This is a genomic window from Stenotrophomonas sp. Sm6012 (assembly GCF_030985895.1).
GTDB classification, from domain to species: domain Bacteria; phylum Pseudomonadota; class Gammaproteobacteria; order Xanthomonadales; family Xanthomonadaceae; genus Stenotrophomonas; species Stenotrophomonas forensis.
The window spans coordinates 1-23,900 of sequence record NZ_JAPTFX010000047.1 but is presented as its reverse complement, the minus strand read 5'-3'; the positions used below and the strand labels follow the sequence as shown (position 1 = coordinate 23,900).

Annotated in this window: 17 protein-coding genes and 1 pseudogene; 14 read left to right on the top strand and 4 right to left on the bottom strand. The window is 67.2% G+C overall.

Annotated elements, in window-relative coordinates:
* The first annotated feature begins 108 nt into the window (after positions 1 to 108).
* The 9 genes from prpB to pbpC all read left to right on the top strand — a co-directional run bounded on the left by prpB (position 109) and on the right by pbpC (position 15,846).
* On the top strand, positions 109 to 1,002 hold the full coding sequence (gene prpB / locus O0J73_RS10515; RefSeq protein WP_010482769.1) for a methylisocitrate lyase: 894 nt from the start codon (positions 109 to 111) through the stop codon (positions 1,000 to 1,002).
* A 36-nt stretch (positions 1,003 to 1,038) separates the two neighbouring features.
* Entirely contained in the window at positions 1,039 to 2,196 is a 1,158-nt protein-coding gene (gene prpC / locus O0J73_RS10510; protein ID WP_154349497.1) for a 2-methylcitrate synthase, read from the top strand.
* Positions 2,197 to 2,293: 97 nt separating this feature from the next.
* Positions 2,294 to 4,912, top strand: a complete 2,619-nt coding sequence (acnD, locus tag O0J73_RS10505; protein ID WP_308308655.1) for a Fe/S-dependent 2-methylisocitrate dehydratase AcnD — start codon at positions 2,294 to 2,296, stop codon at positions 4,910 to 4,912.
* 100 nt (positions 4,913 to 5,012) lie between these two features.
* Positions 5,013 to 5,255 carry a type II toxin-antitoxin system ParD family antitoxin gene (locus O0J73_RS10500; protein ID WP_006463489.1) on the top strand — a complete coding sequence of 81 codons (243 nt, stop codon included), beginning with the start codon at positions 5,013 to 5,015 and terminating at the stop codon, positions 5,253 to 5,255.
* Positions 5,252 to 5,614, top strand: coding sequence for a type II toxin-antitoxin system RelE/ParE family toxin (locus tag O0J73_RS10495; RefSeq protein WP_006463488.1), 363 nt, complete (start codon positions 5,252 to 5,254; stop codon positions 5,612 to 5,614). Before O0J73_RS10500 ends, O0J73_RS10495 begins: the two co-directional genes overlap by 4 nt.
* A 3-nt stretch (positions 5,615 to 5,617) precedes the next feature.
* Positions 5,618 to 6,796 carry a 2-methylaconitate cis-trans isomerase PrpF gene (gene prpF, locus O0J73_RS10490; RefSeq protein WP_164241820.1) on the top strand — a complete coding sequence of 393 codons (1,179 nt, stop codon included), beginning with the start codon at positions 5,618 to 5,620 and terminating at the stop codon, positions 6,794 to 6,796.
* A gap of 71 nt (positions 6,797 to 6,867) precedes the next feature.
* A complete protein-coding gene (locus O0J73_RS10485) occupies positions 6,868 to 8,328 on the top strand; it encodes a bifunctional 2-methylcitrate dehydratase/aconitate hydratase (RefSeq protein WP_006463483.1) in 1,461 nt (486 codons plus the stop codon).
* Positions 8,329 to 8,507: 179 nt separating this feature from the next.
* Positions 8,508 to 13,415 (top strand): alpha-2-macroglobulin, encoded by a 4,908-nt coding sequence (locus O0J73_RS10480; protein ID WP_308308654.1) that lies wholly within the window; start codon positions 8,508 to 8,510, stop codon positions 13,413 to 13,415.
* 49 nt (positions 13,416 to 13,464) lie between these two features.
* Positions 13,465 to 15,846, top strand: coding sequence for a penicillin-binding protein 1C (gene pbpC, locus O0J73_RS10475; protein ID WP_308308653.1), 2,382 nt, complete (start codon positions 13,465 to 13,467; stop codon positions 15,844 to 15,846).
* Positions 15,847 to 15,960: 114 nt separating this feature from the next.
* Here pbpC and O0J73_RS10470 read toward each other — a convergent pair whose 3' ends face one another.
* Both O0J73_RS10470 and O0J73_RS10465 read right to left on the bottom strand, forming a co-directional pair.
* The gene (locus tag O0J73_RS10470) at positions 15,961 to 16,536 is read right to left on the bottom strand and encodes a ferritin-like domain-containing protein (protein ID WP_308308652.1); all 576 of its coding nucleotides are present in this window, start codon (positions 16,534 to 16,536) and stop codon (positions 15,961 to 15,963) included.
* A gap of 29 nt (positions 16,537 to 16,565) precedes the next feature.
* The gene (locus O0J73_RS10465; RefSeq protein WP_008267565.1) at positions 16,566 to 17,048 is read right to left on the bottom strand and encodes a peroxiredoxin; all 483 of its coding nucleotides are present in this window, start codon (positions 17,046 to 17,048) and stop codon (positions 16,566 to 16,568) included.
* Between the two features lie 261 nt (positions 17,049 to 17,309).
* Here O0J73_RS10465 and O0J73_RS10460 point away from each other — a divergent pair, with 261 nt between their 5' ends.
* Complete coding sequence (locus tag O0J73_RS10460) at positions 17,310 to 18,197, top strand: DnaJ C-terminal domain-containing protein (RefSeq protein ID WP_049457947.1); 888 nt, start codon at positions 17,310 to 17,312, stop codon at positions 18,195 to 18,197.
* A gap of 74 nt (positions 18,198 to 18,271) precedes the next feature.
* Here the strand turns inward: O0J73_RS10460 and pilH are convergent, their stop codons facing one another.
* Positions 18,272 to 18,643, bottom strand: a complete 372-nt coding sequence (gene pilH, locus O0J73_RS10455; protein ID WP_005410644.1) for a twitching motility response regulator PilH — start codon at positions 18,641 to 18,643, stop codon at positions 18,272 to 18,274.
* A gap of 88 nt (positions 18,644 to 18,731) precedes the next feature.
* The gene (locus O0J73_RS10450) at positions 18,732 to 19,727 is read right to left on the bottom strand and encodes a YhdH/YhfP family quinone oxidoreductase (RefSeq protein WP_308308650.1); all 996 of its coding nucleotides are present in this window, start codon (positions 19,725 to 19,727) and stop codon (positions 18,732 to 18,734) included.
* A 153-nt stretch (positions 19,728 to 19,880) separates the two neighbouring features.
* Here O0J73_RS10450 and hflK point away from each other — a divergent pair, with 153 nt between their 5' ends.
* The 4 genes and pseudogenes from hflK (at position 19,881) to O0J73_RS10430 (ending at position 23,840) form a co-directional block, all read left to right on the top strand.
* Positions 19,881 to 21,014 (top strand): FtsH protease activity modulator HflK, encoded by a 1,134-nt coding sequence (gene hflK / locus O0J73_RS10445; protein ID WP_006463285.1) that lies wholly within the window; start codon positions 19,881 to 19,883, stop codon positions 21,012 to 21,014.
* Complete coding sequence (locus O0J73_RS10440; RefSeq protein WP_006463283.1) at positions 21,011 to 21,874, top strand: protease modulator HflC; 864 nt, start codon at positions 21,011 to 21,013, stop codon at positions 21,872 to 21,874. The genes hflK and O0J73_RS10440 overlap by 4 nt, the downstream gene beginning before the upstream one ends.
* Before the next feature lie 68 nt (positions 21,875 to 21,942).
* A pseudogene (locus O0J73_RS10435) lies at positions 21,943 to 22,125 on the top strand (DUF2065 family protein); the annotation flags it as partial.
* A gap of 422 nt (positions 22,126 to 22,547) precedes the next feature.
* A complete protein-coding gene (locus O0J73_RS10430) occupies positions 22,548 to 23,840 on the top strand; it encodes an adenylosuccinate synthase (RefSeq protein WP_006463282.1) in 1,293 nt (430 codons plus the stop codon).
* Positions 23,841 to 23,900 lie beyond the last annotated feature (60 nt).

Here is a 23,900-nt window from a genome sequence, read left to right as displayed (position 1 = left end):
GTTTCATATGTTTCATGTTTGCGGGCCGGTCATCCCCGTGAAATCAATCGCTTGCAGCTTGGCATGGTGCTTGCGCCTACCTCCCCGTTCTTCAACCTGGATTGCCGCATGACTGCTTCCACTCCTTTCTCCGCCGGTGCCCGCTTCCGTGAGGCGCTGGCTGCCGAATCGCCGCTGCAGGTGATCGGCGCGATCAACGCCAACCATGCCCTGCTGGCCAAGCGCGCCGGCTTCCGCGCCATCTACCTGTCCGGTGGCGGCGTTGCCGCCGGCTCGCTGGGCCTGCCGGACCTGGGCATCAACACCCTGGAAGACGTGCTGGTGGACGTGCGCCGCATCACCGACGTCTGCGATCTGCCGCTGATGGTCGACATCGACACCGGCTTCGGCCCGAGCGCGTTCAACATCGCGCGCACCGTGAAGTCGCTGATCAAGGCCGGCGCCGCGGCCTGTCATATCGAAGACCAGGTCGGCGCCAAGCGCTGCGGCCACCGCCCGGGCAAGGAGATCGTGTCGCAGGGTGAAATGGTCGACCGCGTGAAGGCCGCAGCTGACGCCAAGACCGATCCGGACTTCTTCCTGATCGCACGTACCGACGCCATCCAGGTGGACGGCGTGGACAAGGCCATCGAGCGCGCCATCGCCTGTGTCGAGGCCGGTGCCGATGGCATCTTCGCCGAGGCCGCCTACGACCTGGACACCTACCGTCGCTTCGTCGACGCGGTGAAGGTGCCGGTGCTGGCCAACATCACCGAATTCGGCGCCACCCCGCTGTTCAGTCGCGATGAACTGGCCTCGGCCGGCGTGGCCATCCAGTTGTTCCCGCTGTCGGCGTTCCGTGCCGCCAACAAGGCCGCCGAGAACGTCTACCAGGCGGTCCGCCGCGATGGCCACCAGCGCAACGTGGTGGAGACCATGCAGACCCGCGAGGAACTCTACGACCGCATCGGCTACCACGCCTTCGAGCAGCAGCTCGATGCCCTGTTCGCCGCCAAGAAATAAGCAGTACCCTGCACCATCAGTTTTCGGAGGGAAAACATGAACGATACGACCGCAACCCCGACCTTCAAGCCGAAGAAGTCCGTCGCCCTGTCCGGCACCGCCGCCGGCAACACCGCGCTGTGCAGCGTCGGCCGCAGCGGCAATGACCTGCACTACCGCGGCTACGACATCCTGGACCTGGCCAACACCAGCGAGTTCGAGGAAATCGCCTACCTGCTGGTGCATGGTAAGCTGCCGACCCGCGCCGAGCTGGTTTCGTACAAGGCCAAGCTGAAGTCGCTGCGTGGCATTCCGGCTGCGGTGAAGGCCGCGCTGGAGGAACTGCCGCCGTCCGCGCACCCGATGGACGTGATGCGCACCGGCGTGTCGGTGCTCGGCTGCGTGGCACCGGAGAAGGACGACCACAACCATCCGGGCGCGCGTGACATCGCCGACAAGCTGATGGCCTGCCTCGGTTCGATGCTGCTGTACTGGTACCACTGGAGCCACAACGGCCGCGCCATCGACGTGGAAACCGACGATGACTCGATCGGTGGCCACTTCCTGCACCTGCTGCATGGCGAGAAGCCGCAGGATTCGTGGGTGAAGGCGATGCACACCTCGCTGATCCTGTACGCCGAGCACGAGTTCAACGCCTCGACCTTCACCTGCCGCGTCATCGCCGGCACCGGCAGCGACATGTACAGCGCGATCTGCGGTGGCATCGGCGCGCTGCGCGGCCCGAAGCATGGCGGCGCCAACGAAGTGGCGTTCGAAGTGCAGAAGCGCTACGACACCCCCGATGAGGCCGAGGAAGACATCAAGGCCCGCGTCGAGCGCAAGGAAGTGGTGATCGGTTTCGGCCACCCGGTCTATACCGTCTCCGATCCGCGCAACAAGGTGATCAAGGACGTGGCCCGCGAGCTGTCCGAGGAACAGTCGAGCATGAAGATGTACGACATCGCCGAGCGCCTGGAATCGGTGATGTGGGACATCAAGAAGATGTTCCCGAACCTGGACTGGTTCAGCGCCGTCAGCTACCACATGATGGGCGTGCCGACCGCCATGTTCACCCCCCTGTTCGTGATCGCCCGCACCGCCGGCTGGAGCGCGCACATCGTCGAGCAGCGCATCGACGGCAAGATCATCCGCCCGAGCGCCAACTACATCGGCCCGGAAGACCGCGACTTCGTCGCCATCGACAAGCGCGTCTGATCCACCTGCTGTATCCATCCGGCCGGCCTTGCGCCGGCCGGATGCTTTCGCCGCCGCACCGCCGGCACCCGGCCCGCCCCAAGTACTCCGCCAGCCCATGAATACCGATTACCGCAAGACCCTCCCCGGCAGCACGCTGGACTATTTCGATGCGCGTGCCGCCGTCGATGCGATCCAGCCTGGCGCCTATGCCACCCTGCCGTACACCTCGCGCGTGCTGGCCGAGAATCTGGTGCGCCGCTGCGATCCGGACACGCTCAGTGATTCGTTGAAGCAGCTGATCGAGCGCCGTCGCGACCTCGATTTCCCGTGGTTCCCGGCCCGCGTGGTCTGCCATGACATCCTCGGCCAGACCGCGCTGGTGGATCTTGCCGGCCTGCGTGATGCGATCGCCGACAAGGGCGGCGACCCGGCCAAGGTCAATCCGGTGGTGCCGGTGCAGCTGATCGTCGATCACTCGCTGGCGGTGGAGTGCGGTGGTTACGACCCGCAGGCGTTCGAGAAGAACCGCGCCATCGAGGATCGCCGCAACGAAGACCGTTTCCACTTCATCGACTGGACCAAGCTGGCGTTCCAGAACGTGGACGTGATTCCGCCGGGCAACGGCATCATGCACCAGATCAATCTGGAGAAGATGTCGCCGGTGGTCTACGTGCAGGACGGCGTGGCCTTCCCTGATACCTGCGTGGGCACCGACAGCCACACCCCGCACGTGGATGCGCTGGGCGTGATCGCGATCGGCGTGGGCGGCCTGGAAGCGGAGAACGTGATGCTGGGCCGCGCCTCGTGGATGCGCTTGCCCGATACCGTTGGCGTCGAACTGAGTGGACGCCCGCAGCCGGGCATCACCGCCACGGACGTGGTGCTGGCCCTGACCGAGTTCCTGCGCAAGGAGCGCGTGGTCGGTGCGTGGCTGGAATTCTTCGGCGAAGGTGCTGCCGCACTGACCATCGGTGACCGCGCCACCATCTCAAACATGTGCCCGGAATACGGCGCCACCGCCGCGATGTTCTATATCGACGCGCAGACCATCGACTACCTGCGCCTGACCGGCCGCGAGGAGTCGCAGGTGGCGCTGGTGGAAAACTACGCACGCACCACCGGCCTGTGGGCAGACGATCTGGCCACTGCCCAGTACGAGCGCGTGCTGCGCTTCGACTTGTCCAGCGTGGTGCGCAACATGGCTGGCCCGTCGAACCCGCACAAGCGCGTGGCCACCGCCGAGCTGGCCGAGCGCGGCATTGCCGACGAAGCCAAGCTGGAAGCGGGCAAGGCCGAGCAGGCGCAGGGCCTGATGCCCGATGGTGCGGTGATCATCGCGGCCATCACCAGCTGCACCAATACCTCCAATCCGCGCAACGTGATCGCCGCCGCATTGCTGGCGCGCAATGCCAATGCGCGTGGCCTGCAGCGCAAGCCGTGGGTGAAGTCGTCGCTGGCGCCGGGTTCCAAGGCCGTGCAGCTGTACCTGGAAGAGTCCGGCCTGCTGCCGGACCTGGAACAGCTGGGTTTCGGCATCGTGGCGTTTGCCTGCACCACCTGCAACGGCATGAGTGGCGCGCTGGACCCGAAGATCCAGCAGGAAATCATCGATCGTGACCTGTACGCCACGGCTGTGCTGTCGGGTAACCGCAACTTCGATGGCCGCATCCATCCGTACGCCAAGCAGGCCTTCCTGGCTTCGCCGCCGCTGGTGATCGCCTACGCCATCGCCGGCACTGTCCGCTTCGATATCGAGAAGGACGTGCTGGGCGTGGATGCCGACGGCAACGAAGTGCGCCTGAAGGACATCTGGCCGAGCGATGCCGAGATCGACGCGGTGGTGAAGGCCTCGGTGAAGCCCGAGCAGTTCCGCAAGGTCTACAACCCGATGTTCAACCTGCGCGTGGAGCACGGCGCTGCGGTCAGCCCGCTGTACGACTGGCGCCCGCAGAGCACCTACATCCGCCGCCCGCCGTACTGGGAGGGTGCATTGGCCGGTGAGCGCACGCTGGCCGGCATGCGCGCGCTGGCGGTGCTGCCGGATAACATCACCACCGACCACCTGTCGCCGTCCAACGCGATCATGGCGTCCAGTGCCGCTGGTGAATACCTGGCGAAGATGGGTTTGCCGGAAGAAGACTTCAATTCGTACGCCACCCACCGCGGCGACCACCTGACCGCGCAGCGCGCCACGTTCGCCAATCCGAAGCTGTTCAACGAGATGGTGCGCAACGACGACGGCAGCGTGAAGCAGGGTTCGCTGGCGCGCGTGGAGCCGGAAGGCAAGGTCATGCGCATGTGGGAAGCGATCGAAACCTACATGGACCGCAAGCAGCCGCTGATCATCATCGCCGGTGCCGACTACGGCCAGGGCAGCTCGCGTGACTGGGCTGCCAAGGGCGTGCGCCTGGCTGGCGTGGAAGCGATCGTGGCCGAGGGCTTCGAGCGGATTCACCGTACCAACCTGATCGGCATGGGCGTGCTGCCGCTGGAGTTCAAGCCGGGCACCACCCGCCTGACCCTGGGCATCGATGGGACTGAAACCTTCGACGTGGTCGGCGCGCGCACCCCGCGCGCCGAGCTGACCCTGGTCATCCATCGCCGCGACGGCCAGCAGGTGATCGTGCCAGTCACCTGCCGCCTGGACAGCGACGAGGAAGTGGCGATCTACGAGGCCGGCGGCGTGCTGCAGCGCTTCGCCCAGGACTTCCTGGAAGGCGCCAAGGTGGCGTGATGCCGGGCTGAATGCCTGCCCCCAGAGACCGGGGGCGGGCTTGTCCGACACCTAGGCAGGGCGCACACTGACTTGGCAAAAACTGCCAATGGAGGGTTTCATGGCCACCATGAACATTTCGCTGACCGATCCGCTCAAGCAGTTCGTGGACGAAGAAGTGCGCGAAGGCGGCTACTCCAGTACGTCGGATTATGTGCGTGACCTGATCCGCCAGCGTCAGCGCATCAAGGCTGAAGAGCTGCTCAAGCAGCTGATTGCAGAGGGGCTGGCGTCGGGGCCTTCGGCGCCTCAGCCGCCGGATCACTTCGACAAGCTGCGTGAGCGTGCACGGAACCGCAAGTGAAACCCTCGCATTGGTTCCCTGCAGCGGTTCGAGATCTTGACCAGGCAGCAGGCTGGTATGCAGATCAAGGCGGGGAAGTGCTGGAAATCGGCTTCATCGATGCGGTGGAATCTGTTGTAAAGCTGATCGAGGCCCACCCCGGTGCCGGTTCCGCACTGCATGCGGGTCTGTTGCCCTCGCTGCCAGCGCCATTGCGTTTTCATCCGGTTCGTCGCTTCGACGGCTACCTGGTCTACTACGTGGAGCTACCTGCGCACGTTTCCATCGTGCGCATCTGGAATGCTTCGCGGGGCATGGAAGCACTGTTCGAAGACGAGGAGCTCAACCTCGATATTGGTTCGTCGCAACCAGGATACTGACCCATGACCTTCCTTCCCCAACTCCGTATTCCCGCCACCTACATGCGCGGTGGCACCAGCAAGGGCGTGTTCTTCCGCCTGCAGGACCTGCCCGAGGCCGCGCAGGTGCCGGGCGCCGCACGCGATGCACTGCTGATGCGCGTGATCGGCTCGCCCGATCCGTATGGCAAGCAGACCGACGGCATGGGCGGTGCCACCTCCAGCACCAGCAAGTGCGTGATCATTTCCGCCGCTTCGGTGCCTGACCACGACGTGGATTATCTGTACGGCCAGGTCTCGATCGAAACCGCCTTCGTCGACTGGAGCGGCAACTGCGGCAATCTCAGCACCGCGGTCGGCCCGTTCGCGATTGCCAACGGCCTGATCGATCCGGCCCGCGTGCCGCATGACGGCCTGTGCACCGTGCGCATCTGGCAGGCCAACATCGGCAAGACCATCATCGCCCACGTGCCGATGCGCGATGGCCAAGTGCAGGAGACCGGCGATTTCGAGCTGGACGGCGTGACCTTCCCGGCCGCCGAGATCCAGCTCGAATTCATCGATCCCTCCGACGACGGCGATGCCGGCGCGATGTTCCCCACCGGCAATCTGGTGGACACCCTCGACGTACCCGGTGTGGGCAGCTTCGAGGTGACGATGATCACCGCCGGTATTCCGACCATCTTCCTCAACGCCGCCGATCTGGGCTACACCGGCACCGAGCTGCAGCCGGCGATCAACGAAGACAAGGCAGCATTGCAGAAGTTCGAAACCATCCGTGCGCATGGCGCGCTGCGCATGGGCCTGATCTCGAAACTGGAAGACGCCGCCACCCGCCAGCACACGCCGAAGGTGGCCTTCGTGGCGCCGGCACAGGACTACGTGTCGTCCAGCGGCAAGGCCATTGCGGCCTCGGCCATCGACCTGCACGCGCGCGCGCTGTCGATGGGCAAGCTGCACCACGCGATGATGGGTACCGCGGCCGTGGCGATCGGCACCGCGGCGGCGATTCCAGGCACCCTGGTCAATCGTGCCGCCGGTGGCGGCGAACGCGAGGCGGTGACCTTCGGCCATCCCTCCGGCACGCTGCGCGTGGGTGCGCAGGCCGGACGCGTTGACGGCCAGTGGACGGTGACCAAGGCCATCATGAGCCGCAGTGCCCGCGTATTGATGGAAGGCAAGGTGCGGGTGCCGGCCGAATAGTGCTCTGGTAGCTGCCAACCTTGGTTGGCATGGTGCACGGGCAACCGTGCACTGCAACGAGGAGATCGACGATGTCCAGCAACGCCCCGCCATCCAACGAACGTGCAGCGTGGGATCCGCTGCTGGTGGACATTGTCGACTACGTGCGCGACGCGCGCATCGACTCACCGCTGGCGTTCCAGACCGCGCATCACTGCCTGCTCGATACGCTGGGCTGCGGGCTGGAAGCGTTGTCTTTCCCGGCCTGCAGCAAGCTGCTCGGGCCGCTGGTGCCGGGCATCAGCGTGGTCAACGGTGCGCGCGTGCCGGGTACGCACTACGTGCTGGACCCGGTGCAGGCCGCCTTCAACCTCGGCGCGATGGTGCGCTGGCTGGATTTCAACGACACCTGGCTGGCCGCCGAATGGGGTCATCCCTCGGACAACCTCGGCGGCATCCTCGCCGTCTGCGACTGGCTGGGGCGAAACGCACAGGCCCTGCGTCGCCCGCCGCCGACCCTGCACGACGTGCTGCTGGCGATGATCAAGGCGCATGAGATCCAGGGCGTGCTGGCCCTGCAGAATTCGTTCAACCGGGTCGGGCTGGACCATGTGGTGCTGGTCAAGGTGGCCACCACGGCGGTGGTCGCGCACCTGCTCGGGCTGGATCGCGAACGCATGCTCAATGCCCTGTCGCTGGCCTGGGTCGATGGCCAGGCGCTGCGCACCTATCGTCATGCGCCCAACACCGGCTCGCGCAAGAGCTGGGCGGCCGGCGATGCGACCAGTCGTGGCGTGCGCCTCGCCTTGATGGCGGCCAGTGGCGAAATGGGCTACCCCAGTGTGCTGAGCGCGCCGACCTGGGGCTTTGAGGCAGTGTCGATGCACGGCCAGCAGCTGACGCTGGGGCGGCCGCTGGGCAGCTATGTGATGGAGAACGTGCTGTTCAAGATCAGCTACCCGGCCGAGTTCCACGGCCAGACCGCGGTCGAAGCAGCGATCGCGCTGCACCAGCAGTTGCGCGCGATGGGGCGCCGGGTCGAAGACATCGCGCATATCGCGATCCGCACCCAGGAAGCCTGCATCCGCATCATCGACAAGCAGGGCCCGCTGCACAATCCGGCCGACCGCGACCACTGCGTGCAGTACATGGTCGCCATCGCGCTGCTGCATGGGCGGCTGGTGGCCGAGGACTACGAGGACGACGTTGCCGCCGATCCGCACATCGACGCGCTGCGCGCGAAGATGGCCTGCCATGAAGACCCTCGGCTCAGCGCCGATTACCTGGACCCGGACAAGCGCAGCATCGCCAACGGCCTGAGCGTGCGTTTCACCGATGGCAGCGAACTGCCGGAGGTGCTGGTGGAGTACCCGCTGGGCCATGCCCGGCGCCGCGAGGAAGGCATTCCGCTGCTGATGGACAAATTCCGCCGGCACCTGGCCCACCGCTTCCCGACCACCCAGCAGCAGCGCATCCTGGCCGCGTCGCTGGACCCGGTGGCGCTGGCGGCGATGCCGGTGACCGACTACGTGGATCTGTACCTGCCGGGGTAGGGGCGCGTTGGTGGGTGCCAACCTTGGTTGGCACGGGGCCAATGCTGCCAACCAAGGTTGGCGGCTACCGGTCCTGCCGGTCAGCGGCCGGCACTGCCCGCCCCGGGCAATTGCCGGATTCGCGTCAACACCTTGACGCGGCGCGCCTATAATGGCCGCCTCGATCAAGGAGTGACGACATGAGCGGTCCGGCACGGCGGAAGCGGTGGGGATGGGCGGCGGCGGTACTGGCAGGAGGCCTGTTGCTGGGGCTGGCCGGTTGTCGCAATGACAACGGGCAGCTGCCCAAGGCCAGCGGCGAAGCCATCACCACCAAGTCCGAGCAGGTGAAGGAATTCACCCTGCTGCGCGCCTACCCGGACCAGAAGAATGACGGCCTGTCATTGGCGCTGGAGTTCTCGCGCCCGCTGGTCGGCACCCAGGACTTCGACAAGCTGGTGCGCTTCGAGGAGAAGGTCGGCACCGATGACAGCAGCTGGACGCTGTCCGACGACGGCCTGACCCTGCGCTACCCGTTCGTCGAGGCCGGCAAGGAGTTCAGCCTGGTGGTCTCGGCCGACCTGCTGGCCGCCGATGGCAGCCGCCTGGGCAAGGAACTGAAGCAGAAGGTGTTCAGCGGCGAGCTGAAGCCGGTGGTCGGCTTCGCCTCGCAGGGCAGCGTGCTGCCGGCCAAGGACAGCCGCGGCCTGCCGGTGGTCTCGGTGAACGTGCCGGAGGTCGACGTCGAGTTCCTGCGCGTGCGCGAGAAGGACCTGCCGACCTTCTTCAGCCAGTACCAGCGCGGCGGCCGCCGTGGCAGCTGGGAACTGAGCAGCGACTACGAGCGCAGCCCGATCAACAAGCTGGCCGAACCGGTCTACGTCAACCGCTTCATCCTCGGTGGCAAGCAGAACGAGCGGGTGCTGACCTACCTGCCGACCCAGGACATCAAGGAACTGCAGGAGCCGGGCCTGTATTTCGCCCTGCTCAAGCGCACCGGTGACTATGAAGGCGAGTTCGATACCGCGTTCTTCTCGGTCAGTGACATCGGCCTGCATACGCGTGCCTACAAGGACAAGCTGTTCGTGCACACCGCTGGCCTGAAGGACGGCGCGCCGCTGAAGGGCATCGACCTGCGCGTGCTCGATGCCAAGGGCGAGGTGGTGCTGAAGGGCAGCACCGACGGCAACGGCAATGCGCTGCTGAACTACACCTTGGATGCGACCCACGTGCTGGTCGCCAGCAGTGGCAAGGACACCAGCTTCCTGCCGTTCAATCAGCCGTCGCTGGACCTGAGCGAGTTCGCCGTGGCCGGCCGTGACAACGCGTGGTTCGACGTCTACGCATGGTCGGGCCGTGACCTGTATCGCCCGGGCGAAACCGTGCGCCTGTCCGCGCTGCTGCGCGACAACGACGGCAAGCCGGTCAAGGCGCAACCGGTGTTCCTGCGCCTGAAGCAGCCCGACGGCAAGACCTTCCGCGAGACCCGCCTGCAGCCGGGCGACCAGGGCTACATCAACTTCGAACAGGTGATTCCGGCCGAGGCGCCGACCGGGCGCTGGCAGGTCGAGTTCCGCACTGACCCGGCCAGCAAGGAAGCGATCCAGGGCATGACCCTGCGCATCGAGGAGTTCCTGCCCGAGCGCATGAAACTGGACCTGGACAGCGCACAGAAGACCCTGAAGCCGGGCGAAGAGCTGCGCCTGCAGGCCAATGGCGCGTACCTGTATGGCGCGCCGGCCGATGGCAACCGCTTCACCGCGCGCATGGCGGTGGCGGCCGAACAGAAGCCGGTGGACGGCCTGCCGGGCTACTTCTTCGGCGACCCGACCCTGCAGCTGCCGCGCGAAGCCAAGGACGTGATCGATACCACGCTGCCGGCCAATGGCCAGCTGCGCGAGGACGTGGCATTGCCGGAAGAGGCGGCCAAGGCCAAGGCGCCGATCGCGGTGGTGCTGTCCGGAAGCCTGTATGAAACCGGTGGCCGCACGGTCACCCGTACCCTGAAGCGGGTGATGTGGCCGGCCAATGCGCTGGTCGGCGTGCGCCCGCTGTTCAACCCCGATGATGGCGCCGATTCCAACGGCAATGCGCGCTTCGAGCTGATGCGCGTGGACGCCGCCGGTAACCCACAGCCGGCCAAGGGCCTGAAGATCACCCTGGTGCGCGAACTGCGCGATTATCACTGGACGTTCAACGACAACCGCTGGGACTACGATTTCACCCGCCGCTTCGAGAACAAGGAAACCCGTACCGTCGATGCCGGCAGCAGCGCGGTCGCCTTCGATTTCCCGGTGGAGTGGGGCGAATACCGGGTGGACGTGTTCGATCCGTCCACCGGCCTGACCAGCCGCTACCCGTTCCGCGCCGGCTGGAGCTGGGGCGATGACAACCGCGGCCTGGACGCACGCCCGGACAAGGTCAAGCTGGGCCTGGACAAGACCGGCTACAAGGCCGGTGACACGCTGGAAGTGACGGTGACCCCGCCGCACGCTGGCAAGGGCATCCTGATGGTCGAGACCGACCGCATGCTGTACGTGCAGGACATCGAGGCCAAGCCGGGTTCGACCTTCAAGATTCCGGTCACCGCCGACTGGGAGCGGCACGACGTCTACATCACCGCGCTGGTGTTCCGTGGCGGCAGTGCGCCGAGCAAGATCACCCCGGCGCGTGCCGTGGGCGTGGTGCATGTGCCGATGGACCGCAAGGGCCGCACCGTGGCCGTCGGCCTGGTCGCGCCCAAGCAGATGCGCCCGGAGCAGGACCTGCCGGTAACGGTCAGCGCACCGCAGCTGGCGGGCAAGACCGCACACGTCACCGTGTCGGCGGTGGACGTGGGCATCCTCAACATCACCCGCTTCCCGGTGCCGGATGCCGGCGCGCACTTCTTCGCGCAGCGTCGCCTCGGCATTGATGCCTACGACATCTACAGCCGGGTGATCGAGAGCTTCGACGGTGGCGCCGGCAAGCTCAAGTTCGGCGGTGACATGGCCCTGCAGGCGTTGCCGCAGGCCAAGCGCCCCACCGCCCGCGTGCAGACCGTGGACCTGTTCTCCGGCCCGGTGCAGCTTGACGCCAAGGGCATCGCCCGCATCCGCCTGAAGGTGCCGGACTTCAACGGCACCCTGCGCGTGTCGGCACTGGTCTACAGCGATGACCAGTACGGCAAGCGCGACGTGGAAACCGTGGTGCGTGCGCCGATCCTGGCCGAGGCCAGCATGCCGCGCGTGCTGGCGCCGGGCGACCGCAGCACCGTGACCCTGGACGTGCAGAACTTCACCGGCAAGCCCGGCCAGTTCAACGTGAAGGTGGAAAGCGAGGGGCCGCTGAACCTGGGCGAGGGCAGCCGCAGCGTGCAGCTGAATGCCGACGCCAAGACCACGTTGAGCTTCCCGCTGTCGGCACGCGAGGGCCACAGCGTGGCCAAGGTGCGGGTGCGCGTGGACGGCAACGGCTTCAAGGCCGATCGCCGTTACGAGCTGCCGGTGCGTGCGGCGTGGCCGCAGGTGCTGCGCTCGCAGGTGCGCACGCTCGATCCGCTGGCCGCGGTCAGCCTCGACAACAGCCTGACCGATGGCCTGATGTCCGAGTCGGTGAATGCACGCCTGCTGGTCAGCCCGCTGCCACCGATCCCGTTCGCCAGTGCGCTGCAGGGCGCGTTGAACTACCCGTATGGCTGTGCCGAGCAGACCACCAGCAAGGGCTACGCCGCGCTGATCCTGGATCAGGCCACGTCGTCGATGCTTGGCGCCGACGGCCTGGACGCCAAGACCCGCCGCGAGCGCATGGAAGGCGCGTTCGGCCGCCTGGCGTCGATGCAGGTGGCCAACGGCAACTTCTCGATGTGGGGTGACGATGGCTACGTGAACCCGTGGCTGACCCCTTACATCACCGAGTTCCTGCTCGACGCCAAGGATGCCGGCTTCGCGGTGCCCGACAACGTGCTGCAGAAGGCGCTCAACCGCCTCAGCGAGGACCTGCTGTCCGGTGGCAATCAGTTCTACGGCCAGGACGACCGCGAGAAGCTGAAGTTCGCCAACCAGGCGTATTCGGGCTATGTGCTGGCCCGGGTCAACCGTGCGCCGCTGGGTACCCTGCGCACGCTGTACGACAACGAGCGCAGCAAGGCGGTCGGCGGCCTGTCGCTGGTCCACCTGGGCGTGGCGCTGTCGTTGCAGGGCGATGCCAAGCGTGGCCAGGCCGCGCTGGCCGCAGCCTTCGCCAAATCCAGCAGCGAACGCCCGTCGTACTTCGGTGACTACGGCAGCGCGATCCGTGATGACGCGCTGATGATCGCGCTGACCCACGAGAACAAGCTGGCCAAGCCGGCCTGGGATGCACGTGCGGTGGATCTGGGCCGTGGCCTGGATGCCCGCCGCAATGCCGGCTGGATGTGGCTCAGCACGCAGGAGCAGGTGGCTATCGCCCGCCTCGGCAAGGCCCTGGCTGCCAACCAGAAGGCGCTGGTGGCCGGTGAGCTGGTGATCGGCGGCACGACCGAAGCGATCAGCGAACGCAAGCTGTTCGGCCGCAACTTCAGCGCCAGCGAACTGGCCAGTGGCGTGCGCTTCACCCCGCAGGGCCAGCCGCCGATGTTCGCCAGCATCGACGTGGCGGGTATCCCGCGCAGTGCGCCGGCACCGGACAACAGCGTGCTCGGCATCGAGCGCAGCTACTACGGCACCGATGGCAAGCCGTGGTCGCCGCGTCCGCTGAAGGAAGGCGAAGCGCTCATCGTGCGTGTCACCGTCACCGCCGACACCACGATGCCCGATGCGTTGCTGACCGACCTGCTGCCGGCGGGCCTGGAAATCGAGAACTTCAACCTGGGCGACGCCAAGCAGTGGGCCGATGTGGTGGTCGATGGCATCACCATCAGCGACCGTGGTGAAGCGGCCGACACCAAGCACGAAGAGTTCCGCGACGACCGCTATGTGGCCGCGCTGAAGCTCTCGCGTGGCAGCAAGGCCAGCGTGTTCTACCTGGTGCGTGCGGTGACCCCGGGTACCTACTCGGTGCCGCCGCCGCTGGTGGAGGACATGTACCGCCCGCAGCTGCGTGGCGTCGGCCGCAGCAACCCGACCACGATCACGGTGGTGCAGCCGTGACCGCGCGGACGGGCCGCGACGGCGCGGCCCGTCCCACTGGCAGCCTGCAATGAAACGCACGATGACGACCCGGCTGGCGGCCCTGCGCCGCCGGCTGCGGCCGCTGTGGCCGTGGCTGCGATGGGGCACGGCGGCCATGCTGACGCTACTGCTGGTGCTGGATGTCGCCTTCCCGCCACCGCTGCCGAAGCAGCGCGATACCAGCACCCTGGTGGTGGCTGCCGACGGCACGCCGCTGCGCGCATTCGCCGATGCCGAAGGCGTGTGGCGCTATCCGGCGTCGATCGACAGCGTCTCGCCGTTGTACCTGCAGGCGTTGCTGACCTACGAAGACCGCTGGTTCTGGCAGCATCCGGGCATCAACCCGCTGGCGATCCTGCGTGCCAGTGGCCAGCTGCTGCGCGGCGGCCGCATCGTGTCCGGCGGTTCGACCCTGACCATGCAGGTCGCACGCATCCTCGACCCGCACACGCGCACGCCGTGGGGCAAGCTCAAGCAGATGCTGCGCGCGGTGCAGCTGGAAGCGCACCTGAGCAAGCAACAGATCCTGGCCTTGTACCTGGAGCGGGCGCCTTACGGCGGCACCATCGAGGGCGTGGAAGCGGCCAGCTGGGCCTACCTGGGCAAGCCGGCGGCGCAGCTGTCGCACGCCGAGGCCGCGCTGCTGGCGGTGCTGCCGCAGGCGCCGAGCCGGCTGCGCCCGGACCGCCACCCGGAAGCGGCGCAGAAGGCGCGCGACAAGGTGCTGTCACGCATGGCCGAACTGGGTGCGTGGACGCCGGACGAGGTAGAGGACGCGCGCATCGAGAACGTGGTGGCACGCTCGCTGCGGCCGCCGCTGCACGCCGCGCTGCTGGCGCAGCGCCTGCATTCGGCGCATCCGGGCCAGGCACGCATCCAGAGCAGCATCGACATCGGTCTGCAACGCACGCTGGAAGAACGCGTGGCCAGCTATTTCTCGACGCTGCCGGAACGTACATCGGCCGCGCTGCTGGTGGTCGACAACCAGACCCTGCAGGCGCGCGCCTATGTCGGCACCCTGGCGTTCGGTGACCGCCAGCGACTGGGCCACGTGGACATGGTGCAGGCGTGGCGCTCGCCGGGCTCCACGCTCAAGCCGTTCCTGTACGCGATGGCGCTGGATGATGGCCTGATCCATTCGGAAAGCCTGCTGGTCGACGCACCGCAGAGTTTCGGCAGCTACCGCCCCGGCAACTTCGACATGGCGTTCAACGGGCCGATCGGCGCCGCCAGCGCGTTGCGGCTGTCGCTGAACGTGCCTTCGGTGGACCTGCTGCAGCGGGTCGGCGCGGCGCGCTTTGCCGCGCGCCTGTCACACGCCGGCATCCAGCTGCGTTTCCCGCCCGGCAGCACGCCCAACCTGTCGTTGATCCTGGGCGGCACCGGCGCGCGCCTGGAGGATCTGGTCGGCGCGTTTGCTGCGCTGAACCGCAACGGCATCGCCGGCCGCGTGCGTTACACCGATGATGAGCCGATGATCGAGCGCCGCCTGGCCTCGCCGGGCGCCAGCTGGATCGTGCGCGAGATGCTGGAGTCGAATCCGCGCCCGGGCTACAGCGTCGGCACCTTCGACGTCGGTGGCCGCCCGCGCGTGGCCTGGAAGACCGGCACCAGTTATGGCTACCGCGATGCGTGGGCGATCGGCAGCACCCGCCACTACACCGTGGGCGTATGGGTGGGGCGTCCGGACGGCACGCCGTTACCGGGCCAGTACGGCGCGGTCACCGCCCTCCCGCTGATGTTCGAAGTGGTGGACAGCCTGCCGCGCCAGCGCGGTGATTCGGCTGCCGCACCGATGCCGGCCAGCGTCAGCCAGGAAGACATCTGCTGGCCGACCGGCGAGCGGGCCGAAGGCCTGCCGGCCGCACTCTGCCAGCGGCGGATGCCGGCGTACCTGCTTGAGGGCGCCGCACCGCCAACCTTCCCCGAGCGCGAAGCACGGCGCTGGCAGCCGGGCCGACAGCGCTACCTGGCCGATGCCCGCAGCGGCCTGCGTGTATCCGCCGATTGCAGCGCGCCCCATGAAGAAGTGGCGCGTGAGATCGCGCGCTGGCCGGCGTTGCTGTCGCCCTGGCTGTCCAAGGCCACGCGCGAGGCCTCGCAGCTGCCGCCGCTGTCGCCGGATTGCCGGGATGATGGCCGCGAGGCCAGCGTCGCACTGCACATCGACGGGCTCAACGATGGCGCCACGCTGGCGCGCTCGCCGAATGCGGAGCATGGCGTGCGCCTGCAGCTGCGCGCACTGGGCAGCGAGCAGGCGGTGGACTGGCTGCTGGATGGACGCTGGATCGCACAGACCCGTGGCGCGCAGCTGATGCAGCGTGAGTTTGCCGAACCGGGGGCACATACCCTGACCGCGTTGGCGGCCGATGGCGCATGGACGCAGGTGCGATTCAACGTCCTGCGGTAGGTGCCGACCTTGGTCGGCGCTCGGTCCAGCGCCAACGACATCGTCGTGCTCTGGTAGGTGCCAACCTGGGTTGGCACGCGGCAAAGGCGCCCACCAAGGTGGTCATCTACCAGATCATTCCCCGATCCACCCATCCAGCAGGTCGGCGAATTCGTCGGCGTGTTCCTCTTCCTGCGCCAGGATCTCTTCGAGGATGCGTTTGGTGGTGGTATCGCGATCGCCGATGAAGTTGATCATCTCGCGGTAGCTGTCGATGGCGATGCGCTCGGCCACCAGGTTCTCGCGGACCATGTCGCGCAGGTCGCTGCCTTCCTTGTACTCGGCATGCGAACGCGCGGTCAGCGTATCGGGGTTGAAATCGGGCTCGCCACCGAGCTGGACGATGCGCTCGGCCAGCTTGCCGGCATGAGCCTGTTCCTGCTGTGCATGTTCGAGGAACTCGGCCTTGACCGCGTCGGCCAGCATGCCCTTGGCCATGAAGTAGTGCCGGTAGTAGCGCAGCACGCACACGTATTCGGTGGCCAGGGCATCGTTGAGCAGCTTGATCACCACCTTGCGGTCGGCGCTGTAGCTGTCGGTGATCGCACCATCCTCGATGTTGCGCCGGGCGCGGTCACGCAGGGTCTTGCGGTCGCTGATGCCGGGAATATTCGCGGCGGGCTTGGGGGCTTTGGCTGGCTTGCTGGACATGGCTGGCCGGTTCCTCTTGCGGTTGGTAGTCAGGTGGGCAGGTGCTCCAGCACGTACTCGGCTGAAGAGACTTCGAACTGGCCGGGCTGTTCGATCCAGGCCGCGCGCACCACGCCGTCGACCACGTACAGCGCGAACCGGCGCGAGCGGATGCCCATGCCCGAGGCGCTGGCATCGAGTTCCAGGCCGAGCGCGCGGGTCAGTTCGGCATTGCCATCGGACAGCATCAGCAGGCCATCGGGCACGCTTTGGTCGGCGGCCCAGGCCTTCATCACGAAGGGGTCGTTGACCGCCATGCAGTAGACGTCGATGCCGCGCTGGCGGAACGCCTCGAACTTTTCGACGTAGCCGGGCAGGTGGCGGGCCGAACAGGTCGGGGTGAATGCACCGGGCACGGCAAACAGCACCACCTTGCGTGCGTCGAACAGCGAATGCGTATCGAGCGTTTCGATGCCCTCACGGATGCGCTTGAGGGTCACTTCCGGGATGCGGTCGCCAACGTGGATGGTCATGGTGAACTCCTTGCAGGGGCAGGCTAGTGGGCCGGATGGGACAGGGGCGTCAAGACATTGGAAAACCCGTGTGCAGGCCCCATCTTCAGGCGTTGCGGCGGAGGCTTCCAGCCACAGCCTGGGGCATCGGGATGGCAGCCGCATTGCGCAGGATCAGTCGGCCTCACCGCGGCCGCACGATGGGCGGCGTAGCATCGCTGGCGCGTAGAATGAACCCGGGGCGGCGCCACCGGCGCGGCCGAAGCGAATCGAGGTAGCTGGATGGAATTCAAGGATTACTACGCCACCCTGGGGGTGGAACCGAGCGCGGGCGAGGCGGAGATCAAGACCGCCTACCGCCGACTGGCACGCAAGTACCACCCGGACGTCAGCAAGGAGGCCGGGGCCGAAGACAAGTTCAAGGCGGTCAACGAGGCCTACGAGGCGCTGCGCGATCCCGAGAAGCGCGCGGCCTATGACCAGCTGCGCGCGCAGGGCTACCGCCCGGGCGAGGAATTCAACGTGCCGCCGAACTATGGCGGCGCCGGTGGCTTCAATTTCGAGGAAGTGTTCGGCGGTGGCGGCCCCAATGGCGGCTTCAGCGACTTCTTCGAGAGCCTGTTCGCACGCCAGCGTGGCGGCGCCGGCCCGGGGCCTGGCTTCAGCAGCCAGGGGCATGCGCCCAACCGTGATACCCGCGCCAAGCTGTCGGTTCCGCTGGAGGCGGCCTACAACGGCGACAGCCTGCGCATCACCGTCAACGGCAAGCAGCTGGACGTGCGCGTGCCCAAGGGCATCCGTCCCGGCCAGGTGATCCGCCTGGCAGGGCAGGGCAACCACGGTGGCAACCTGCTGCTGGAAGTGGAGTACGCCGCGCACCCGCAGTTCGAGGTCGATGGCCGCAACATCCTCTACACGCTACCGGTCACGCCATGGCAGGCCGCGCTGGGCACCAGCATCAGCGTACCGACCCTGGGCGGAGCGGTGGAGCTGAAGATCCCGGCCGACTCCGATGCCGGGCGCAAGCTGCGCCTGCGCGGACGTGGCCTGCCGGGCAATCCGGACGGTGACCAGATCGTCGAGATCGAGATCGTGGCCCCGGCGGCGACCGACGAGGCGCAGAAGAAGGCCTACCGGAACCTGGCCAAGGCCTTCGGCGAAACCATTTGAAGGTAGTGCCGGCCGCTGGCCGGCACCCACCAAGCAAAGGCGTGCCAACCAAGGTTGGCACCCACCGGAATGTTTCAGCCCTGGCCGGCGAACACCCGCTCCAGCACTTCGGAGAGTTCGTCTTCCGAGAACGGCTTGGTGATGTAGGCCTTGGCGCCCTGGCGCATGCCCCACATGCGGTCGGTGTCCTGGTCCTTGGTGGTCACCAGGATCACCGGGATGTGCCGGGTGGCCTCGTCGCGGGCGAGGGTGCGGGTGGCCTGGAAGCCGTTGAGGTTGGGCATCACCACGTCCATCAGGACCAGGTCGGGCAGCTCGGCCTTGGCGGTTTCGACCCCGGCGGCGCCATCGGTGGCGGTCAGGATCTGGTGCCCGAGCTTCTCGACGATGCGCTGTATCCCCAACAGCTGCGACGGTGAGTCGTCGACGATCAGAATGCGTGCCATGTTGTTCCCCATGTAATGCCCGCAGTGTAGTGCGGGCACATTACCGGCGGGAGGGCCACGTCTGCCGTCCGTCGCCTGCCTGCGACGTTCAGTCGATCCGCACCACGGTGCGGCCCAGCGAACCCCCGGCCAGCATCCGTGCGAACACCGCTGGCAGGCCATCGAGGCCGACCTCGGCGGTGCAGATGCGGTCCAGGTGCTGCGGCTTCCACTCGCTGCCCAGGCGTGCCCACACTTCCTCGCGCAGCGCGCGTGGTGCGTTCGCCGAGGACACGCCCAGAAGCGACACGCCGCGCAGGATGAACGGCATCACCGTCATGTCCAGCGTGGGGCTGGCAGCCAGGCCGGCGCTTACCACGCTGCCATAGGGCACGGTCTGTGCCAGCAGGCTGGCCAGCATCGCGCCGCCGGCATTGTCGAGGCCACCGCCGAAGCGCGCCGACTGCAGCGGGCCGGGGTCGGCCAGCGCCGCGCGCGGCAGCACCTCGCTGGCACCGATGCCGCGCAGGAAGTCGGCCTGGTCCGGCTTGCCGCTGACCGCGTGCACGCTGTAGCCGGCCCGGCTGAAGATCGACAGTGCCAGCGCACCGACGCCACCGCTGGCGCCGGTGACCGCCAGCGGGCCGAGGTCCGGGGTCTGCCGGTTGTCCTGCATACGCAGCAGGGCCAGCGCGGCGGTGAAGCCGGCGGTGCCCAGCACCATCGCCTCGCGCGGGCTCAGCCCGGCCGGCTGCGCGATCACCGCGCGCGACTCCAGCCGCACGTACTGGCTGTAGCCGCCGTCACGGGTCTCGCTGAGTCCGCAGCCGGTGGCCAGTACTGCATCGCCTTCACGCCAGTCCGGGTCGGTGCTGGCGACCACGGTGCCGGCCACGTCGATGCCGCCCACCAGCGGGAAACGGCGGAGGATCTTCCCCTTGCCGGTGCCGGCCAGGGCGTCCTTGTAGTTGACCGAGGACCAGTGGGCGCGGATCAGCACCTGTCCAGGGTTGAGGTCGTCCACCCTGAGCTGGGCCAGGCCACTGCGGTAGCCGGCGTCGTCGTTTTCGATGCGGAAGGCGGTGAACGGGGTGGTGGGGGCCATCGGCGCTGCCTGACTTCGAGGAAAACGCCACCTTACCCCGTTGCCCCCCTTTCGATCCTGCCGATCCGCCCCATCTTGTATGATCGGTAATGGTTTCACGGCTGGCGCCGCGGGAAGGGCCCGCGCCGCAGCCCACATCTTGATGGAGCGTGCATGGCCTGGAATACACCCGGCGGCAACAAGGGCGGACAAGGCCCCGAGGACAATCGACGCGGGCCGTTCGGGTCGCGCGGCGGTGGCAATGGTGGTGGCTGGGGCGGACTGCCCGGGCCGCTGAAGGACCTGTTCGACGGCGGCATCATGCGTTGGGTGGTGGCAGCCGTGGTGCTGCTGGTGCTGTTCTCCAGCTTCCAGCTGATCGGCGAACAGCAGCGTGGCGTGGTGCTGCGCTTCGGCCAGTTCTCGCGGATCCTGCAGCCCGGCCCGAACTTCAAGCTGCCGTGGCCGATCGAATCGGTCACCAAGGTCAACGCCACCGAGATCAAGACCTTCTCGATCCAGGTGCCGGTGCTGACCCGCGACGAGAACATCGTCAACGTCTCGCTGAACGTCCAGTACCGCATCGACGACCCGCAGCAGTACCTGTTCGGCACCGTTGATGCCAACCAGGTGCTGGAGCAGTCGGCGCAGAGCGCGGTGCGCGAGGAAGTCGGCCGCGCCGACCTCAATGCCGTGCTGAACAACCGTGGCCCGCTGGCCGTGGCCGCCGAGGAGCGCCTGCAGGCGCTGCTGAAGGCGTTCAAGACCGGCCTGACCGTGACCGGCCTGACCCTGCAGGACGCCCGTCCGCCGGAGGAAGTGAAGCCGGCCTTCGACGAGGTCAACGGCGCCCAGCAGGTCAAGGAACGCCTGATCAACGAAGCCCAGGCCTACGCCGCCAAGGTCGTGCCGGAAGCGCGAGGCCAGGCCTCGCGCGCCCGTACCACCGCCGAGGGCTACAAGCAGGCCGTGGTGTCCAAGGCCGAGGGTGACGCGCAGCGCTTCAGCCTGTTGCAGGCCCAGTACAAGGACGCCCCGGAAGTGACCCGCAAGCGCCTGTGGCTGGAGACCGTGCAGCAGGTGCTGAGCGAGAACCGCAAGGTGATCGGTGGCGATGGCCGCCAGCTGATCTACGTGCCGATGACCGGCGATACCCGTCCCAGCACCTCGGCCCCGGCCGCAGTGGCGAACCCGGACGTGGTGATGCCGTCGCTGCCGGGTGCAGCGGCGGAAGCTTCCCGTGATCCGGGCCGGCCGGTGGGCCGCCCGACCGGGCGACCGAGCGGCCGTGAGGAGGGCAGCCGATGAAGAGTCCTATCTGGATCGCCGTGATCGTGGCGGTGGCGCTGGGCCTGCTCGGCTCGGTGTACGTGGTCCGTGAGGACCAGACCGCCATGGTCCTGAACCTGGGCAAGGTGGTGCGTTCGGACATCAAGCCGGGCCTGCACTTCAAGGTGCCGGTGGTGGAAACGGTGAAGGTCTTCGACCGCCGCTTCCAGGTGCTCGACACCGCGCCGGCGCGTTACTTCACCGCCGAGCAGAAGGACGTCAGCGTCGACTTCTTCGCCATCGGCTACATCTCCAACGTGGGCGACTACTTCCGTGCCACCGGCGGCGATCCGCGCATCGCCAATGCCCGCCTGGCACCGATCATCACCGACTCGCTGCGCAACCAGATCAACTCGCGCACGCTGCAGCAGCTGGTCTCCGGCGACCGCAGCGAGCTGATCGCCGAGCAGCTGAAGGGGATCAACGAAGCCGTGGCCGGGCTGGGCATGCAGATGATCGACCTGCGCATCAAGCAGGTGGACCTACCGACCGACAGCCAGGTGATCAACGACGTGTACGAGCGCATGCGCGCGCAGCGCAAGCAGGAAGCGGCCAAGCTGCGTGCGGAAGGCGAGGAACAGTCGCTGACCATCCGCGCCCAGGCCGACCGTGACAGCACCGTGCTGATCGCCGAGGCCGAGCGCGATGCACAGCGCCTGCGCGGTGAAGGCGATGCCGATGCGGCCCGCATCTACGGCAAGGCCGGCTCGGCCGATCCGTCGTTCTACGCGTTCTACCGCAGCCTGGAGGCCTACCGTGGCTCCATGACCGACGGCAACGGCGTGATCGTGCTCGACAAGAACGACCCGTTCCTGCAGTACCTGAAGAACGACCGCTGAGGTCTCAGGGCATTACCCCACGGGGCCCGGCCAGATGCCGGGCCCCGTGCTTTTTCCGGAGTCCCCCCATGAAAGATCTGTTCGCCGCCGTCTGCCTGGTGGCGGTGCTGGAAGGCCTGTTCCTGTTTGTTGCCCCGTTCGCCTGGAAGCGCATGGCCGAGCGCCTGTTGGACCTGCCCAGCCCGGCCCTGCGCAGCTTCGGCGGGCTGGTGCTGCTGGCCGGGCTGAGCCTGCTGTGGTGGGCCCGGCACTACCGGGTGGGGGCGACTGACCGGCCAGTACATGCGTGGCCCGGTTCTGGTAGATGCCAACCTTGGTTGGCATTGCCGGCCAGCGGCCGGCACTACCGGGTGGGGGCGACTGACCGGCCGGTACATGCGTGGCCCGGCTCTGGTAGATGCCAACCTTGGTTGGCATTGCCGGCCAGCGGCCGGCACTACCGGGTGGGGCGGCTGACCGGCCGGTGAAGCCGCCCGTCGGAAAGGTGGCACCCGACCGCGGAAACCCGGATAATGCACAAAAGCCGGACGGGCCTCCCCGTTCGGCTTTTTCCGTGTCTGGGCCTTCCATCGCCGGCGCTCCCCGTTTGGAGCCGCCATCCAGGTGCTGGCCAGCCCCGCCACGGTTTACCCGTCCGCGGCCCCGATGGCCGCAACAAATCGAGGAGCCCGTCATGGGTCAGTCTGTCGTAGTGTTGGGTGCCCAGTGGGGCGATGAAGGCAAGGGCAAGATCGTCGATCTGCTCACTGAGGAAATCGGCGCCGTGGTGCGCTTCCAGGGCGGCCACAATGCCGGCCACACCCTGGTCATCAATGGCAAGAAGACCGTCCTGCACCTGATCCCGTCGGGCATCCTGCGTGACGATGCGCTGTGCCTGATCGGCAATGGCGTGGTGATCTCGCCGGCCGCGCTGCAGAAGGAAATCGCCGAGCTGGAAGCCTCCGGCGTGGAAGTGCGTTCGCGCCTGAAGATCTCCCCGGCCGCGCCGCTGATCATGCCGTACCACATCGCCCTGGACCAGGCGCGCGAACGCGCTGCCGGCGGCAAGGCGATCGGCACCACCGGCCGTGGCATCGGCCCGGCCTACGAAGACAAGGTGGCGCGTCGCGGCATCCGCATCGCCGACCTGCATTACCCGAAGCAGCTGGAAGAACTGCTGCGCACCGCGCTGGATTACCACAACTTCGTGCTGACCAAGTATCTGAACACCGATGCGGTCGACTTCCAGAAGACCTTCGACGAAGCACTGGCCTTCGGCGAGTACGTGCAGCCGATGAAGTCCGACGTGGCCGGCATCCTGCACGACCTGCGCAAGCAGGGTAAGCGCGTGCTGTTCGAAGGTGCGCAGGGTGCGCTGCTGGACATCGACCACGGCACCTACCCGTACGTCACCAGCTCCAACACCACCGTCGGTGGCGCGCTGGCCGGTTCCGGCGTCGGCGCCGATTCGATCGACTACGTGCTGGGCATCGCCAAGGCCTACGCCACCCGCGTCGGCGGTGGCCCGTTCCCGACCGAACTGGACGATGAAGTCGGCCAGGGCATCCGTGACCGCGGCGCCGAGTACGGTGCCTCGACCGGTCGCCCGCGTCGTTGCGGTTGGATGGACATCGTCGCGCTGAAGCGCGCCGTGGCCATCAACGGCATCAGCGGCCTGTGCATCACCAAGCTGGACGTGCTGGACGGCATGGAAAAGCTGAAGGTCTGCATCGCCTACGAATACAACGGCAAGCGCACCGAGTACGCGCCGCTGGACGCACAGGGCTGGGAAGACTGCACCCCGGTGTACCTGGAGTTCCCGGGCTGGAGCGAGAACACCCACGGCATCACCAACTGGGACGAGCTGCCGCCGGCCGCACGTGCTTACCTGCGTTCGCTGGAAGAGCTGGCCGGTTGCCCGATCAGCATCGTTTCCACCGGCCCGGACCGCGACCACACCATGGTCCTGCAGGATCCGTTCGCCTGATTGGGCGGTAGCGCCGGGCCATGCCCGGCGTGGTGGTAACGCTGTTCAATTGAAAAAGAG